Raw genomic sequence first — 18,709 nt, forward strand, 5'->3', positions numbered from 1 at the left:
TTTCGCGTCCAAGTCCCCTTTAGGGGAACGGGGCAACAGGCCGATGGCAAATCTACACGACGATCCTCTGGTTATAAAGGAGAACGCAAAACCGCTCCCCTTTTTTGGCATTGGGGTATCGATTAGTAGCCTTCGTTCTGTTTCATGGCCGGAAACGACAGGTCAATCTCGCCCTGCGGAATGGGTCGCAAATAGTGAATGTCTTTGATCGTGTTGCTTTTGGCCGCCCAGGGATTGTATTTTTTCACCCGTTCGACCAGTTTGCCGGTTCGTTTCAAATCAAACCACCGGGAATATTCGCCCATGAGTTCGCGGGCGCGTTCGTCCAGAATCAGGTCGATTGAGATGTTGGCCGCCGTGGCACGGTACGACACCGCTTCCAGCGACTTTACATTGCCCGGATCTTTGGCACACAGCGGATCGGCCCCTTTTTTCACCAGCGCCCGGTCCAGCACTTTGTTGTAATACACTTCGGCACCGCCCAGTTTCCCGTTTTTCGCCCCTTTCACCAGTGCTTCGGCCGCCATCAGGTAGGCTTCCGCTGAGCGGAAAACCGCTTCGTTGAAGGTGCCAAATGCATCACCGTAGGCAATACCGGGCTGCCAGAACTTCCACATCATCGGCTGGTCCGACGGAAAACCGCTCACGCTAACCGCACTGCCGTTCACAAAACCGTATCCTCCGCTCAACTCATCCAGATTCACCACCGAATAATTCTTCTTGCCGCCCAAATCGATGCCGCGCTCATTCAACGAGGTAGCCGGTTTGTTCCAGGGCCGGAAATACACGACGGTATCGCCCGCTTTGATGTCAACTTTCAGATTGGGGTTAACAACCGGTAAAGGTTTGAAACCGGTAACCGGCAATAAGGCATAACCCACTTCCACAAAATTATGATCGTACCGCGAATCATTTTCCGGATCGAACAGCCGATACATGGCCGGATTGGTAATGTGAAAAGGCTGGTGCCGGTTGTAGTCCGACGTTCGGCCTTTCGTGCCGGGATACCCTTCACCACCACCGCCAAAAACCGAATGCAAATTGTTGCCCCCAGCCGCATCCACGGCAAAAGCCGGGTCGGTTTTGTTGGTCAGCACATCCGAATTGTATTGGACGGCAAACACGATCTCCGGATTCTTGTCGTTCTGAGCACCGGTATATTGTTTCAGCGGATTTTCGGAATGAATCGGGAACAACTGGGTGTAGGCCGTCGCCAGCGGGTAGGCTTCAATCACTTTATCGGCGTATTGCAGCGCCAGATCAAAATCGGCGTTGCTCCCACCCAACGAACTCTTGAAATTCCAGCCCCTCGTCAGATACACCCGAGCCAGCAAAAACTGAGCGGCCCCTTTGGTGATCCGTCCGTAGTTGGAAGCCGTCACCGGCAATTTGGCTTCCGCATCGAGCAAATCGTCAATAATCTGTTTGTAAATAGTCGCCGAAGGCACCCGAATGGCTTCTTTGCTCGGACTGAGCGATTCGGTCAGCGGCATCGGCACATCGCCCCACTGCTGAACCAGATAAAAATAGGACAATGCTCGCAGGAATTTCGCTTCCGAAAGCCGCGTGTCTTTGAGCGCAGCCGCCATCGTCGTAATGCCCTCGGCCCGGCTAATGGCCGTGTTGGTTCGGGCCACTTCGGCGTACAGGAGCGTCCAGAGGCTTTGCAATTCCGCCAGTGTGGCATTCAGGCGAACATCATATTGCTCCAGCGGGCCGCCTGTCACGGCTGGCGTGGCAAATTTAGGGTCGCCGAAACCACTCTGCGAAAAAATGTCGGTACCGTTCAGAACCAGCGTCCGGTTCTGGTGGATATTCCGCAGGAGAGAATAACAGGATCGAACCAGATCTTCAAAACCGGCTTCCGTTTTGTAGTATACGTCGGTGGTCAGGGTGGTAACCGGTTTTTCAACCAAAAATTCGTCTTTGCAGCCGGAAGCCACCAGGCCTAGGAAAGCAAGGGACAGGGCCGTATATCGGATCGAGAGGAAAGATCTCATGGGAATTACGCGTTGATTTCGGGGTTAGAAACTGATATTGACACCTACGGTATACGTCATCGACGGCACGTCATCCTGATAAATCGCCGAGTTAAATTCAGGGTCAAATCCCGTGAATTTGGTAAACACAAACGGATTCATGACCTGCGCATACAGGCGGGCATTGGCCAGTTTCCAGGAATTCATCACGCCTTTCGGCAAGGTGTAGCCTACCGTAATGTCCGAAATCCGCAAAAAGCTGGCATCCTGGTAGTTGATGGCATTTCGGTACGGATTGGCCGCCACTACCCCAAAATAGGTGTTCGACGGATTGTCGCTCCGCCAGTAGTCCAGCGAGGCCAGTTTATTATAGCGGGTGCCGCTGATTTCGCCGAACGTGCCCGACAGGGTGCTGTTGTAATATTGAACGCCATCCCGGTAGTAGACGAAAAAGGACAAGTCCAGGTTTTTGTATTTGAAGCGGTTGGTGATGCCCAAAATCCAGTTTGGCAACTGCGTTCCCAGCACCACGCGGTCGTCGATGGCATCGGTGGAGGAAATAACGCCGTCGTTGTTTTGATCGACCACGCGTACCGAGCCGGGTACCTGTTTGTATTTGGTCGCCTGCTCCTGCTGGGCGGTTTGCCAGATGCCATCGAATTGATAATCGAAATTCGAACGGATCGGGTAGCCGACAAACAGCTTGTTGCCTTTATCGACGGTTTGGCCGTCGCCGTACAGTTGCAGCAGTTTATTCCGGTTGCGGGTGAACGCAAACGTGCTGTTCCAGCTAAAATCGTTGCGGGCGATGTTGACCGTATTGAGCGTCAGTTCCACGCCTTTGTTCTCGATCTGCCCGACGTTGGCAATGACCTGCGAAAACCCGGTTACGGTCGGAATCTTCTGATTCAGAATCAGATCGGCGGTTTTCCGGTTATACAATTCCAGCGAAGCCGAAATGCGGTTTTTAAAGAACCCGAAGTCCAGTCCCAGGTTGTATTCCGTACTCCGCTCCCACTTCAGATCCTTGTTGGCCAGATTGGAAGGCGCGAAACCGTAAGCTGCCGTACCGTCAAAGTCATACCCGGTGTTGAGCAACCCGGCCTGCGTGCTGTAGGGACTCACCGTCGAGTTGCCCACCTGCCCGTAGCTCAGGCGCAGTTTGAGGTTCGAAAACACGTTGAGGTTGCTGATAAACGGTTCGTCGCCCATCCGCCAGGCCAGGGCCACCGACGGAAAAAAGGCCCATTTGTTGCCTTCCGAAAGCTGGGAAGCACCGTCTGAACGACCGGTCACCGTCAACAGATACCTGTCATTGTAGGAATAATTAACCCGCCCCATGAACGACAGCAGCGAGCGCTCGACCAGCGAACTGTTGATGCCCGTAACCGTACCCGTGTTTAGTGCGTACCAATCCGAGTCATACGGCAGGTCTTTGGCGGCAATCTGATAGGCTTCGTTGCGCTGGTAAAAGGCACTTTGCAAACCCGTAACGCCAAATTTATGCTTGCCCCGATCCAGGTTATACGTGACAATATTGTCCAGGGTGTAGTTGCCCTGCGTCCGGTTGTCATACTGCGCCCGGGGTTTGGAGCCAATCTGCGATTTGGACCACTGCCCCCGGAAATCGCCAATCCGGTCGGTGTTATACGAAGCCGAAAGCGACGAGCGGAAACTGAGCCCTTTGATGGGCGTAAACTCAACGTAACCGTTGCTCATCACCGACATCGTGGTGGTCAGCAGTTTCGAGGTCTTGGGGTCGATATCCGCCAGCGGATTAGGCACCTGCTTGTCGTTGATTCCCATCCAGAACGCATACCCATCGACATTGAAATCGCCGTTCTCGGATGGGTTGGCAAGGTCGCTGAAATAGGCGGTTCCCGTCGGACGCGCCCGGTAAGCCCCTCGCAGCGACTCCTGCGACCCTACGTTCTGGTTGCTGTAGGTCAGGTAGGACGTAAACCCCACCTTGAAGCGGTTTCCCAACTTGCTGTCCAGACCGGCGTTCAGGTTGTAGCGTTTGTAGCCCGTATGGAGCACATTGCCATTTTCGTTCAGATAACCACCTGAAAACCGGTAGGTTGTCTTGTCGTTTCCACCCGCTACGCTGATGTTCTGGCTCATTTGCAGGGCCGGGTCGGTAATCAAATCCACCCAGTCAGCGGTTTTTCCGGCCTTGATGTTCGCCATTTCGGCGGCTGTGAACGTAGCCCCCGTGGCACCTTCCAGCACCCGGTCGGTATACGTCGCTTTGTAGAACTGCTCACTCGACATCAGCTCGGGAATGTGGGCGGGCATTTTTACGCCCACGTAGCTGTCGTAACTGACACGCGGTTTGCCGGAAATCCCTTTTTTCGTGGTGACGATGATGACGCCGTTGGCGCCCCGCGCCCCGTAAATGGCGGTCGACGACGCATCTTTCAGGATGTCCATCGACTGGATGTCGTTGGGATTGAGGTTGTTGAGATTGCCGCCCATCAGTCCGTCAATCACCACCAGCGGTTCGGTGGAGTTGTTGATGGTGTTTTCGCCCCGAATCGTGATGTTGTAGCCCGCTCCCGGTTTATTGCTTGATTTGGTGACGGTTGCGCCCGCGACCTGCCCCTGAATGGCTTTGGAAGCCATCACCGGATTGGCCCGGACAATGTCCCGCGTTTGAACGGAGGCCACCGCACCGGTCAGATCGGTCTTCTTGATTTCACCGTAGCCAACCACCACGATTTCCTCCAGTTGCTTCAAATCTGCCTTTAAAACCACATCGAAAACCGTGCGTTTTCCAACAGCCAGTTCCTGCGATTCATACCCGATGAAACTGACGATCAATACCGCATCCTCATTGGGAACCGACAGCGAAAACCGGCCTTCCGCGTCGGTGGTCGTGCCTTTATTCAGGCCTTTGATGATGATACTGGCCCCGACAATGGCCTCATTTTTGTCATCTTTAATCTGGCCCTTAACGGATATATCCAGAGGCAATACGGGCTGTAGACTGGCCTCGTTTTCCGGCATTGCTGACGGCTTTCCTTCAATCCGATTGAGAACAATCTGTTTTCCCAGAATCCGGTAACCCAATTGCAGCGGTTCGAGGACGCTGGTCAGGACATCGCCAAGCGGTAAATTGTGGATCGTTAGATTAACCTTGTGCGCTGATTTTAACAAATTGGGATTATAAATAAACCGCACTTCGGCATTTTTCTCGATCTCAATCAATACCTTTTTGACGGATTGATTTTCAATTTTCAGGCTAATCCGTTTTTTCAGTACTTCCTGCGAATCGGCTCTGTATGCAAACAATGGCCCCATGAAGAGAACCGAAAGAAATACCTGGCAAACAAATGCAGGCAGAAAGCCCATGCTTTGTTTGCAATTTCGTAGCGCTATGTTCATAAAATTACGGGTTAAGGGTTAGGAATAATAGGAGGCAGTAGTGATTACAGTTTGCAAATACCGGCGCGTTCTGAAACCGGTTCATTTACATCCGTTCGACTTGATCTGTATTCGACCGTCGTTTTCGACGTAACTGGCTTCCAGCGCAATGCAGATCAATTCGATTTTTTGCAACAAGGGTTCGTCCGACAAATGCGCGGTCAGTTTGCAGGAAGACAAGCGGGTGCTATCATAAACGATGTTCGCATGGTAGGCCTTGTTTAACGTCTCGATAACGGTAATAGCCGCCGTCTCATCGAAATTAAAGCTCAGGCTTTGAATGGAGAGTTTCAGGTTGGTTTTATCGACCGTCAGCGGTTTGTTTAAGGTTTGCTGATTCGGGTTTGTATTGATGCGTTCATCTTCTTTTAAAACCAGCCCCTCCAATTGGTTGCTGGTCATTTTCTTCTCCTTGTTTTTATCACTGTGCAGAAACACTTCGACTTTCCCGGTTTTCACAACGACCTCCGAAAATTCGGCCTGCGTTTTTACCAGAAAACTGGTTCCTAACACTTTGGTAATCAATCCCCTCGTGTATACAAAAAAAGGCTTGCTGGGGTTTTTCTGTACTTCAAAAAAAGCTTCCCCAACCAGAACCACTTCCCGTTTCCGCTTATTAAACAGCTTCGGTGAATAACTGATCCGGCTTTGGGGCTGTAAAATGACGGAGCTTTTGTCGGGTAAGTTGACCAGAATAGGGCCGTTGGTCAGGTTCTCTTTTTCGTAAATTTCACCGGTTCCTTCTTTTACCGTATTGATGAGCGTTCGGTAGGTAATGACGGGGGACTTTGCGTATTTAGTCCAGCCTAGCCAACCCAGAACTAAAACAATGGAAGCCACAGAAAGCCATCTGAATAGCGAATTCAATCGAAATAGTTTGATCGGAACCGTACTCACTTTTTGTTCGGTTTCCGGCGCCTGAATGGATCGGTAAACTTTTTCTAATCCCCGCTCCGGATCAAAGTTATACTGGGGGTGCTGCGACTCCCATTCATCCAGGTATTGATGAAACAGATCAAGATTATTTTTATCAGCAAGCCACTCTTCAAGCAGTTTCCGTTGAATTGTGGTACACTTGTGATCAAAATAATCAAATACGATTTTCTTTAGTAATGAAGTTTCCATACTGGCGGGATTTGGGTCGTATCACTCACTGACTTAGAGAATAAACAGCAGAAATAAACTGAGTAAGTACTCGTGTTTCAGCTCCTCTCTGATCCGGGATAACGCTCTGCTGATCAACCGCTCTACCGCGCTAACCGTTAATTCCATTTCGGAAGCGACTTCCGCATATTTCTTGCCTTCCAGCCGGTTTAGCTGAAACGCTTTTCGGGATTGTTTGGGCAGGTGTTGAATGGCCACTTCCAGCTTTCGGCTTAGCTCATGGAAATGCAGGATTTCGTCCGGCTGCAGCACCGCAATGGCATTAAGATAATCCGTGTCCTCATCGCGCGTATCCAGGTTTTCATTCCGGTTTAACTCCTGTTTTATGTAGTTGTAGGAACGGTTTTTGACGGAAGTGTATAAATAGGACCGGTACGAAATGGTGACGGTTTCATACACCTTATTATTCCAGAAATTCGTGAAAACTTCAGCAACAACGTCTTCCGCTATTTCTTTCGAATACACATACCGAATCGCGTGGTTGCATAAATTGGTGTAGTACTTTCTGAAGAGCAACTCAAACCCTTTCTGGGGAGACAAAGCGAAACAATTCTGAATAAAATACTCGTCGGAAATTACCCGGGTTTGTTCTGATTCTTTTGAAATCCGGGGACCGGTTCGGTCGGCGTGATACTCTTCTAAAGGCTGCTCTTCAAGGTTCATCGGGTCAGAGAATACACGCTACGCACGTAGTAGAGAATGGTTGACGGTGTGTCGACCAGGCCGGAAAAATATCCTAATTCGAAGACAAAGTTTTGTTATTTTACCCCACACTAAAAAAACATTTCTTTTCTACTATTTTTCAACACCCCTTTCCCAGCCTGAATTCGGGTTTTTGGGTGGCTCGTCAGATTGAAATCAGAGAAGAATGCCGGAAGAAATGGCAAGAAAATAGCCGGTATACAGCGCAGCGAAAAAGCTGTCGCGTATACCGGCTAACATATGCTGATCAGATCTTAAAAATAATGCAAACTATGAGATTTATTGATTGATTATGAACTAATTAAGTATCGTAGGCACGACATGTTTGTAGCCAATAATCCCATCGTTCGCGTTAAAAATAGCCCTGTAGGGTTTTCCCGCCGTTCTATTTATCAGGTACGCAGTTGGCCAGTTTGTAGATCCGGCCGTCGGCTTTGGTATAGATGAAGAAATCCTGATTCAGCCCCAGACCAAACCGCAAATCCGTTTTTTTACTCTGGCTCAATTCCTGAAACGTAGCGGTTTTGCCCGCCACTTCCACTTTCAACTCCTTGATTTCGGCCTGTTTGCCGGGTTGTAGCTGGCTGCTTTCCACGAAATACACTTTCCCACTGACAATATCGCCAAAGATGTATTTTCCCGTCAGGGCCGGAATGGCGGTTCCCGAATAGACAAAACCGGCGGAAAACGCGTTGCCTTCGTCGTGGTCATACTGCACGACGGGATATGTATACTTGAAGGTTGCGTCGTTGGCGGGCAGGGCGTAGACCCGGTCCATGCGGCCCCGGTAGTTGATGACAAAGGTGCCTTCGCGATCCGGCCAACCGTAGTTCGCCCCGGCAACACCCAGGTTCAGCTCTTCCGATTGCGCCTGACCGATGTCCGAAATCAGCATCTTGCCGTCGGGCGTCCAGCTAATCCGGTTGGGGTTCCGGAATCCCTGACAAAAAATCTCTTTCAGCGCCGTCGGATCCTTCGCAAACGGGTTGTGGGGCGGAATACCGTACTTTCCATTCGTGCTGTTGGTGCCTTTCGGGTCGATGCGCAGCACCTTTCCCCAGGGTCGGCTCCGGTCTTTGCAGATAAAATAGAATCCGTTTTCGGTGGCTCCGCCATCGCCCACACCGATGTACAACATGCCGTAGTCCGCGCTTCCCAGTTTGGCCAGCGGGTTGAAGGTAATTTCCTGAACGCCGTGAATCGGGCTCACCATGTTGAGCCGCAGCAGCTCCCGGCCCGTGCCAGCAAAGGTCGGGGCCGTCGGGTCGGGCAGTTTCCACTCGGTCAGCACCCATTGCAGCGTCACCTTGATGGAGTCGGGATAGGCAAAATCGGCCGGGGCGGTGTTGGCTTTTTCGGTATGGGTCGTGTAGAACAGGCCGTTGGTGTAGAAATCCGGGTGGAATGCGTAGCTGCCGAAACCAGTGGCCAAACCGGGAACGTGAATGAAATTCGGGCGTTCTTTCGCCATCGACATGTAGGGCCGCAGCGAATTGCCTTCCATTTCGTACAGCGTTCCCCGCAAATCTTCCAGAAACAGCCGGTTTTTCGTTCCGGGCAACACCTGCATTTTGTTTATGCGGGCCAGCGGTATTTTTTCGGCACTGGCCGGGGCGGTGGTCACCTCTTCCAACTGAATTCGCAACCCGGAGGGCGGTATTTTCGTCGGAATGGGATCGTTTAGCACCGCGCCGAGGTTTTCACTGCCGACATCGACCGTCGACACCTTGCGTTTCGAATGAATGAAGGATGTCAGGGCGGTGATGTCGCCCTCGCTGAACTGCGTGAACGGCGGCATCATCTGCTTGTATTCTTCAAAAAGCTCGTGCGCCCGGGCGTCGCCACTGTTGATCACCTCCGGGGCGTTGCGGATGAACTTCCGGAGCCAGTCCACCGGCACTTCCGTCGTCACGCTGGCCAGATTCGGCCCGATGCCTTTTTGCAGGAAATTGTGGCAGGCCGTACAGTTCTGCTGGAACAACTGCTGTCCTTTGGTCAGAACCGCCTTGTCGGTGGAATAGTCCGTGCTGGCGGTGAGGGGCGGTTTGGCTGCGGTGGGCTTTTTGGCGGGCTGCTGCGCGTGGGTGTGGGTGCCAATTCCCAATCCATTGATCAGGACAAAGGCCCAAAGGCCCATTCGTTTTTTGTACCCTGTAGAATCTGATGCAACTAGCTTTCGGGAAAGCATCGGTAATTTCATGCCGTTTTTTTATTTTCAAAGGAGGTTTGAAAATTAGATCAATTCTTTGCCAAAATCAAACGTCAGCGGTTTTTCGATCGGGTAACGCCTTAAAGTTCGTATTGGCCCGACAGCCGGGAAGTTTTCCGGGGCTTATCCTAAAAAATCAATAAAAATAATTCAACCTTGTGTGCGATTCCCACGGCATCGAAAAACAGAACCCTTTTTACCCTCACTAAAATGATGTTCCCGAACATTTTCACCACCGCCGTTTCAGAAAACGCAGCCCAACGCATCAACCAATGAATTTAACGGAGACGCCCGCGCGGGCCGATGTGTTACGGCTAGTGGCCATTGGTGAACCCATCCTGACCGTGCGTAAGCTGGCATTAGCGACAGCCTAATTCACAAGTAGCTAGTATGCCCATCTACCCGGATAACCTTTGTACAAGCGATTAATGATCAACCCATGACAACGGCGATTCTATCTTCCTTTATGGTTCAATAGTTTTCAAATTCCAACGAAAAGAGAGGTGGCCATTGTGGAACACCTCTCTTTCTAAACTTCAAAAATTGATTAATTCTGCACCGCCAACGGGTTGTACAAAATTTCATCTTCGGGAATCTGCAGGGTCATATTGGCTACCGGTAAACTGGACTTGGTAACATGGTTGGCAGAGCTGGCTCTGTCCACCGGGATATTCCAGCGCTTGTTGTTGTAGAACTCGCGGCCGCCTTCCCCCCATAGTTCGATGCGGGTTTGTAGCTGCACCATTTGTAACGTGGTGAGCCCTTGCATCGCAGGATAAGTAGCCGTCGTTAGCGGTGTCATTCCTGTTTTGGTACGGGCAGCCAACAGCCTGTCGAGCGTTGCTTTGGCTGCAGCTTCTGTGGCTGGCGACATCGCTTCCGCTTCCGCTTTCATCAGCAGTACTTCCGAAGTACGCATGTAAAACGCCGTTGAAGCGCCCACATCAATTTTGTTGTTGCTGTTCAATCCGTGGGTAGCTGCGAATTTTAGGTTCGTGTAAGAAGGGATAAAGGCAACCGTGTTGTTTGGCGGATAGGTGTAGTTGCCAAGTGGTGCCAGCGAAAAGGCATCTTTACGGAAATCGTTGGGTGCTATTTTTTCATACAGCCGGTTATCAATCCGCTTGTAAGCTCTTTCCAGCCCTCCGTTCCCTCTGCCGTAGGGATTCATGTAAGCGGTAAAGTACGTGTTGGCCGCACCAAGCGGAAATCCTAAAATGACCTCCGGATTTTGCGCATTATTGAGAAAGCCATTGGTTTCCGGCCTTATTTCGGGAGCTGCTGCGGTGCCGATGTTCTTACCTCCGTACTGTGCCTGGCTCAGAAGGGTTGGATACTTTGCCAGAATCTCATTGCACGCACTGATCGCAGTAGCCCAATCCCCCGTCCAGATCGATACACGTGCCAGCAGGAAATTGGCCACAGCCAGATCGATATCCGTTATATCAGTTGTATAGCCAATCCCAGCCTCTTTGAATAAGGCAATGGCACGGTTCAGGTCGTTTTTGATAAAGGCATACGTTTCGACAGCAGAGGAACGAGGCTTGTTTTCCTGAGTGGGTTGAAACCGGTCATACAACGGAAGGCCAAGTTTGTCCTTTCCGCCCTGCAGGAAGGCGTTCTGATAATTTTCCATCAGGTAGTTGTACCCATAGGCTCTGGCAAACAATCCTCTGGCTTTACATTCCTTCAGAAAGTTGTTGTTGGCCACGGTTTCATCCGGAAGGTAATTGAGCATCTGGTTAGCAGTCGTAATACAAAACCAGCCATACCTCCAGTAATTACCATTCTTTGCGTTGGCAGCTCCAATGAAGTCACCGAGCTGATATTCGATTGAACCGGAGAGTACGTTCAGCCCTTCCTGATCTCCCAGAATGATATCATTTCCTTCAATAGAGCGGTTGACATCCAGTCCCTGATTGGAATAATACATGTCCGCAACGCCCGCACCTGTAGCACCTGCGTTGTTGAACAACAGGGGCATGGCGTTGGCCATTCCACCCATGACGATCCGAATCTTGGCCTCGTCACCCGACGCCAGAAGTTCGGCTATTTGCTTGTCGGTAATGCTGTGTGGGGGCTCCACTTCCAGCTTATCGGCACACCCAGAAACTAGCAGCATACCCGAAACTGCCAAACCCGTTATCCATTTATTTAGAATTTTCATCATTCGACTCATTAAAAGTTTAAATTAATACCCACCGAAAAGGTGCTCATGGGCAGATACACGGCTGCCCCTACTTCCATTCCACCGACCAGCGACATGCGCGGATCGATACCGGAGTGAGCCGTCAACATGGTCAGGTTGTCGCCGGATGCATACACCCGCACACTTTTTGTATTCAACTTGTCCAGGATAGGGCCACTGAGCGTATAACCCAGGGTGAGGTTTTTGACATTCAGATAAGAAGCGCTGAATAGAGCCTGATCGGTATACTGCCATGGCCCAAAGGTAGACCCGCCCGTATAGAACGTATCCCCATAAAATGCCATCGGGAATTTGGCGTCTCTGTTCTCAGGCGTCCAGGTATTTCCCAATACTTCTTTCGATAATGCGTTCCCGATATTTCCCGATCGGTACAGGTGGTTGGCATATTCCACACTCAGGAATTTCCCTCCCAGCTGGTAGGCCAGGATAGCGGTGAAGTCAAATCCTTTGTATTGAAAGCTTGTGGAAAAGCCACCAATAATTTTTGGAATGGCGCTGCCCATTTCATACCGGTTGGCCAGCGTGTAATTGGTGGTGCTAACAATTTCTCCCACGCTGCTATCCGTAAAGCGTCCTGCATCCTGATCTTGCTGCGTAACGGTGTGATGAAACAAGGGCAAACCTGTGCTCTGATCCACTCCCGCGTACTTGTAGAGATAGAGGTTGTAGTAATCCTTATTTTCACCCCGCAGGTACATGATCTGGCCGGCGGTGTTCGCACCGCCATTGGCAATTCCCCATCCATCGATGAAGCCTGTAAAGTTTCCGCCCAGTGATGGCGAACCTACACTTTTGGGAAATTTAGTCAGAATGGTGCGGTAGTGGGTACCGTTCAATCCGATGCTCCAGTTGATATTTTTGTTTTGGATGAGTTTGATGTCCAAAGCAACTTCCACACCGCGGTTGACAATTTCAGCGTTGTTCAGGGTGAGTGAAGCTTGTCCCATTGAAGCGGCAAGAGGCTGTGCAAACACGGAGTTTACCGTCTTCTTGTTGTAGACATCGATGGTTCCGCTCAATCTCCTGTTCAAAAGGGTGAAATCGATACCGGCATCAAAGGTATGCGTGTTTTCCCAGGTTAATTTATCATTTACGGCAGCACCTTGCTGAAGGGTGTACGTTGCAGGAATACCTGCTCCAGCCGTTGAGCTGGTGTAAACTGCACCGTAGCTCCAGGTCTGATAACCCGAATAGTTACCGATACCACTCTGGTTACCGATCACCCCATAGCTGGCCCGTAGTTTCAGTTCGTTGATGACGTCACTGAATCGCTGCATGAATTTTTCCTGAGAAATACGCCAACCACCACCAACAGACCAGAAGGTTCCCCAGCGATTCTCGTTGAAGCGGAATTTAGACGAACCGTCTCTGCGCAGCGAGCCTTCCACAAAATACTTGTCGTCATAGTTGTACACCGCCCGGCCAAAATAGCTATCCATGGTCGTTAAGTCTCCACCATAACCCGGAACACCGAACGGTGCGCCCGCTGTATTATACCGACTGGTAAAGTTACCGGCGCCGGTAAACCCATTGATCAGCGAATACGCGGAGGCAAAGTTCACCAGATCACTTTTAAATTGGTAGAATTCATGGGCAGCCAGTGCCGTAACGGAGTGACGACCAAATTCTTTACCCCAGTTCAGCAACTGTTGTGTGTTGAAAACGCCGGTGTTCGTATAATACTTCCCAATCGCCCCTATACCCACTACAGCTCCTGTCTCAGGCGTACCGTAACGCGTCCGCTCTTCCGTAAAGCGGTCATACGAAATGTTGTTTGTAAAGCTGAAATTCTTGAGGAAGTTCACCGTGAAATACCCTTTAAGGTTCAAGTCGTGCGATTCCCTCCGATCGATGTCTTTATCCAACAGGTCGATCAGGTTGGTTGCATAAAGCGGCTGGCTGGTGGTTCCATTCAGAAAATTGGGCTGAACGCCAAGGGGCGAATAGGTATCATTCGCATTATCAGATACCATGTCGGTGCCGTTCGGATTTTTACGAATATTTCCCTGAAGGTCTCTGGCGAACAACGGTACGAGTTGATTCTGCCCATTTACCCACCTGAACGCGTTTTGCTGCACAGTTCCGGGGTTACGTCCGAAACGGGTTGCCGGCGATTGGGTGTTCCGCATACTGTAACCCAGATTGGTTCCTACTTTCAGCCAACTGGTGAGTTGCGCATTCACATTGGTCCGTGCGTTGTAACGCTTGAATGTCGACCCTCTGATATAAGAAGGATCTTCCAGCATGCCCACAGAAACAAAGTAATCCATTTTATCGGAGCCACCGCTTGCCGATATCGTATGCTCCTGACGGAACATTTTTTCGAAGAAGTAATCCTTGTACGATCCGGCTTCCCAAAGTGGTCTTGCATTCGGATTCAACTTGCCCGTTGTCGGGTCAATCAGGTACGCACCCGACATGGTCGCACTGGCATTGGCTCCGCTACCGGTGGTGGTATACACCGCGCCCGGCACGTCATAGGCCATGTAATTCCCCAATAGGTTCATGGCAAAGTTTGTCCTTGATCCGGTGTAATCGAATAAATGGGAACTGGCAAACAAACCGGCCGCTTCATGAGACATGTTTGGATTGGCCACATTCGTCGTGAATTTACCGTCGGTAGAGGATCCGCCGTTCACCCCGTAGCGTGCGGAGTTGTAGATGGCCAGCCAGGCATGTTCATAAATGTCTTTGGCATTATCAATGAGATCAAACCGCAATCCACCCAGATAATTGAATCCAGCCCGGGTTTGTACCGAAATATTCGGCTTCCCTTTTGTTCCTTTTTTAGTCGTCACAAGCACAACCCCATTGGCTCCACGCGAACCATAAACGGCTGTGGAAGCGGCATCTTTCAGCACACTGATGCTTTCAATGTCCTTGGGATTGATGGAAGACAGGGCATTGGGGTATTCAGTGGGCACCCCATCGATCACGATCAGGGCATTGGAGCTGTTCTGGCTGGTAGAGCCCGCTCCGCGTAACCGAATACCCATGTCCAGACCGGGCTGGCCATCAATGGAAGAGACCTGAATCCCGGGGACTACCCCTTCAAGGGCTCTGGTAACCGTGGAGTTTGCCTGCACAGAAATGACTTTAGAATCAACCTGTGATACCGCACCCGTCAGCGTGCTTTTCTTTGCGGTACCGTACCCGATCACGACTACTTCGCTAAGCTGGTTGTCTGCCGGAGCCAGACTAATTTCAATATTTTTCCGGTTGCCCACAACGGTTTCCTGGGTGGTGTATCCGATAAAGGAGAATACCAGGGTGGAATTTGTAGCAGGAACATTCGGGATGGTAAAAATTCCATCGGAATTGGTGACAGTGCCAATCGTTGTCTCTTTAACGATTACACTCACCCCGGGCAACGTGGCCCCTGAGGCATCGGTTACCTTTCCGGAAACCTGCACCTGTGCATAAAGGCCCAGGCTAAAAAGCAGGTTGCACAGAAGGACTAAGGATCCTTTTCTTTTGATCGTAATGATTTTGAGCATACTAGAATAAGAGTAAAGGTGAATAATAAATTGAAAAAAGTGATCTGAGAAAAATGTAATAAAAATTAAAAATAAAGAACTTGTGTTAAAAATAATATTATTTCAATATAAATTTATGTTCATTCAAGCAACTTATATGAACAAATTAATATAAAATCGACAACGCATCCTAAAAAACACGTTCTGCTTTCTTTCAATCGTGCTATTAGTAACCATGGGTGTCGCTATGGCACAACGTTCCAGCGTAAACATTGAGGATACATGGTACACCAATGGGCAAACGGCATATATTGAATGCGGCAAAAGTATATGACGGATCACGAGAGTGCTATGAACGTCCGGTCCATACTCTTTGACCGGACCGCTTTCAGGAAGGACCTCAGATCTCAGCAATATCCCTGTTTTAATCGTTGAACAATCCAGTACTTGGAGCATGGTTACTTTTCTTCAAATTGATTAGCTGTTCGAAAATACATTCTATGGACCCTCTTCTTTTAAAAGTAAAAAAAACAGAAACTGATTCTTTCAGTGTCAATTATTTTAAATATAATGGCCCGTTTCCTGGTTTGTGGCATTACCATTCCGAATACGAATTAACGCTAATCGTTAAAAGCTCTGGAACCCGATTCGTCGGAGATCATATTGATCGATATAATGAAAACGATCTCATTTTTATCGGAAAGAATTTAGCGCATACCTGGAAATCCGATAGTTCTAAAGAAAAACCTCAGTCGTCAGAAGCGCTTGTAATCCATTTTAAAAAAGATTTTTTAGGAAATTCTTTTTTTAAAACACCAGAATTATATGCAATAGAACAGTTTCTGCAACTATCCCAGCGAGGAATCAAAATAATGGGCAAAACCCAGACCGAAGTGATCGATCAAATGTATCAGATTCAGACGTTAAGCGGTGTTCATAAATTAATCAAATTATTGCAAATCCTTTGCTTATTAGCTGATTCTAAAGAGTTAACCTTATTATCCAGCGAGGGATACAACTTAAATATCAATGACAAAACGAACGATCGATTAAATAAGGTTCTGGCCTACATCATGAATAATTTTAAATCATCTATTCGATTAATTGATGCGGCAGATATTGCTAATATGAGTCCAACCGCTTTCTCCAGGTATTTTAAACAACGAATGCAAAAGCCATTTTCACAATTTGTAAATGAACTGAAAGTTGGCTATGCCTGCAAACTATTAATGTTACACAAATTCAGTATACAGCAGATTTGTTTTGAATGCGGCTTTCAAAATGTCTCAAACTTTAACAAACAATTTAAAAGCTTTACCGAACTGTCACCTAAACAATTCCAGCTTAAGCATAGATCTATGTACTTTCAGGCATCACTATACCAGCTTCAGGAAAACAATTTGACTGATAAGGATATGACTTAGAGAAAATCATAAATAATCCTCCGAACTTATTTGAAAAACCATTCAGGATAAATTTACTCGAAGCAGAGTCAATATGACTGTTAAGCCACTTGGTTCTTCAGCGGTTCTCCGTTTATCATTCTCAATACTTCTTCGGCGGCAAATTGCTGAAGAATCGGAATGCTGCGTTGGCTATACCAGGCGGTATGCGAGGTGAGTATCGTATTGGGTGCCTGAAGGATCGGATGAGAGTCCGGAAGCGGTTCCTGTTCAAAGACATCGATACCGGCGCCCCCGATTTTGCGTTCTGTCAATGCCTGCGCCAGGTCAACCGTATTGATCAACCCGCCCCGGGACGTATTGATTAAAACCGCATTCGACTTCATTTTCAATAACGTTTCCCGGTTCATGAGATGATGGGTTTGGTCGTTGAGCGGCAAATGCAGGGAGAGGATATCCGAATTTGCCAGGGCTTCTTCAAGGGTTATTTTTTGGACACCCAATGCCTGCATTTCTTCTTCACTCACGAAGGGATCAACTGCAGCCAGTTTAAAATGGAACACTGCGGCTTTTTTGAGGATAACCCGAGCAATCCGTCCAAATCCCAGGGTCGTAAATAGGGCATCTTTACAGGCCGGAACCGTACCGGGCGGAATTATTTTCCAAACACCCTCCCGAACCCGCTTATCCGTCGATACTAATTGCCGGTGGAGCGCCAACGCCAAGGCCATCGCGTGATCAGACACCTCATCGATGCAATAATCCGGGACGTTGCAAACCGGTATTTGTCTTTGCCTGGCTGCCGCCAGATTGAGATTATCAACACCAATCCCGTAGCGTACAATGAGCCGACAATGATCCAGGTTTCGAATGATGGTTTCCGTAATGGGTGCCCATTGGACGATCAGGGCAAAAGCATCTTTGGTGGCTGCTAATAACTCGGCTTCGTTTTTACATTGGGCGTCGATCAACTCATATCCCGATTGTTCCAACACCGCTTTTTCCGGGTTGATGTTGGAAAAGCCGTGATCCGTAATAACAATTTTCTTCGTGCTGCTAGTCATAAAAATTCAAGGTCGACAGGTTAGGAATGGGAAAAAACGGATGGAGAAAGAAGGTTAAAAAAGAATAACCGATTTAACGTGGGCTCCCTTTGCCATCACCATATCGGTAAAGGCCATAACCCCGTCATCCACTGAATAATAGTGTACCCACGACGTCACGTCTACTTTCCCGGAAGCGATTAACGCCAGCGATGCTTTGATTTCCTGCTGCGTGGCCGCGTAGCTGCCGATGATTTGTTTTTCAGCTAAAATAATGTCGTACGAAAAAAAGGGCTGAGCGTTTTCATAAAGACCGATGAGCACAATTGCCCCGCCGGGCCGAATGACTTTCAGGGCCTGCTGGTTGGTTTGCGATGTCCCCACGGCATCGACAACCAGATCAATTCCCTCCTGATCAGTCAATTGATCAATCGCGGAAACCAGGTCTTCCTCCGAGGAATTGATGGTGGCCGCAGCACCTAATTTCCGCGCAATGAAGAGCCGTTCGTTCCGCAGATCGGCTACGTATACCGCTACGCCAAGCAGGGATTGAAACGCCTGCTGTGTCACCAGTCCGATGGGTCCGGCACCAATCACCAGCACTTTTTTGGGCGCCAAATGCCGGGTCAGGTTAACGATATGAATCCCATTGGCCAGCGGTTCGGTCATGCAGGCAGCTGGCGGACTAACGTTCGCCGGCATCGGCACCAGGCAATGGGCCGGTACATTCACGTATTCCCCAAATGCCCCCCCGCGATGCATCCCGAATATTTGCCGGTTTTTGCATAAGTTCGTTAGTCCCCGTTTGCAGGGATCACAGGCTCCGCAGGACACTACGCTATTACTGGCCACCCGATCGCCTTTCGTAAAGCCCATTACATCGGAACCAACATCCTCAACAATTCCACAAAATTCATGGCCCATAATTAAAGGCGGCACACGGCGGGGGCTTTGGTTTTTAAAGGTTTCCAGCTCACTCCCGCAGATACCACAAGCCAGTACTTTCAGCAGGACCTCATCCTCGGAAAAAGAAGGTAATGGCCTTTCTGCAATCGTGAGTTTATTAAACTCGGGATAAAAAAGTGCTTTCATAAGTAA

At 49.4% G+C, this 18,709-nt stretch carries 10 protein-coding genes; 1 reads left to right on the forward strand and 9 read right to left on the reverse strand.

The genetic code is table 11. The annotated features are described in order from the left end of the window. Positions 1-122: 122 nt before the first annotated feature. The 7 genes from F0P93_RS09200 to F0P93_RS09230 all read right to left on the reverse strand — a co-directional run bounded on the left by F0P93_RS09200 (position 123) and on the right by F0P93_RS09230 (position 15,186). Positions 123-2,000, reverse strand: a complete 1,878-nt coding sequence (locus tag F0P93_RS09200; RefSeq protein ID WP_150876086.1) for a RagB/SusD family nutrient uptake outer membrane protein — start codon at positions 1,998-2,000, stop codon at positions 123-125. A gap of 24 nt (positions 2,001-2,024) precedes the next feature. Then, positions 2,025-5,366 (reverse strand): TonB-dependent receptor, encoded by a 3,342-nt coding sequence (locus F0P93_RS09205; RefSeq protein WP_150876087.1) that lies wholly within the window; start codon positions 5,364-5,366, stop codon positions 2,025-2,027. 81 nt (positions 5,367-5,447) lie between these two features. Continuing rightward, a complete protein-coding gene (locus tag F0P93_RS09210; protein ID WP_150876088.1) occupies positions 5,448-6,530 on the reverse strand; it encodes a FecR family protein in 1,083 nt (360 codons plus the stop codon). A gap of 33 nt (positions 6,531-6,563) precedes the next feature. Beyond that, positions 6,564-7,232, reverse strand: coding sequence for an RNA polymerase sigma-70 factor (locus F0P93_RS09215; protein ID WP_150876089.1), 669 nt, complete (start codon positions 7,230-7,232; stop codon positions 6,564-6,566). A 424-nt stretch (positions 7,233-7,656) separates the two neighbouring features. Then, the gene (locus tag F0P93_RS09220) at positions 7,657-9,408 is read right to left on the reverse strand and encodes a PQQ-dependent sugar dehydrogenase (RefSeq protein WP_150876090.1); all 1,752 of its coding nucleotides are present in this window, start codon (positions 9,406-9,408) and stop codon (positions 7,657-7,659) included. 619 nt (positions 9,409-10,027) lie between these two features. Continuing rightward, complete coding sequence (locus F0P93_RS09225; RefSeq protein ID WP_225309419.1) at positions 10,028-11,650, reverse strand: RagB/SusD family nutrient uptake outer membrane protein; 1,623 nt, start codon at positions 11,648-11,650, stop codon at positions 10,028-10,030. Between the two features lie 8 nt (positions 11,651-11,658). Further along, positions 11,659-15,186, reverse strand: coding sequence for a SusC/RagA family TonB-linked outer membrane protein (locus F0P93_RS09230; protein WP_150876091.1), 3,528 nt, complete (start codon positions 15,184-15,186; stop codon positions 11,659-11,661). Between the two features lie 479 nt (positions 15,187-15,665). Between F0P93_RS09230 and F0P93_RS09235 the strand changes: the two genes are divergently transcribed. Beyond that, positions 15,666-16,589, forward strand: coding sequence for an AraC family transcriptional regulator (locus tag F0P93_RS09235; RefSeq protein WP_150876092.1), 924 nt, complete (start codon positions 15,666-15,668; stop codon positions 16,587-16,589). An 80-nt stretch (positions 16,590-16,669) separates the two neighbouring features. On the opposite strand, the gene F0P93_RS09240 is transcribed toward F0P93_RS09235, so the two are convergent. Both F0P93_RS09240 and F0P93_RS09245 read right to left on the reverse strand, forming a co-directional pair. Then, positions 16,670-17,632 (reverse strand): C-terminal binding protein, encoded by a 963-nt coding sequence (locus F0P93_RS09240; protein ID WP_150876093.1) that lies wholly within the window; start codon positions 17,630-17,632, stop codon positions 16,670-16,672. A 54-nt stretch (positions 17,633-17,686) separates the two neighbouring features. Then, positions 17,687-18,703 carry a zinc-dependent alcohol dehydrogenase gene (locus tag F0P93_RS09245; protein WP_150876094.1) on the reverse strand — a complete coding sequence of 339 codons (1,017 nt, stop codon included), beginning with the start codon at positions 18,701-18,703 and terminating at the stop codon, positions 17,687-17,689. Between the last annotated feature and the right edge of the window lie 6 nt (positions 18,704-18,709).

The organism is Larkinella humicola (genome assembly GCF_008727875.1).
Taxonomy (GTDB): Bacteria; Bacteroidota; Bacteroidia; order Cytophagales; family Spirosomataceae; genus Larkinella; species Larkinella humicola.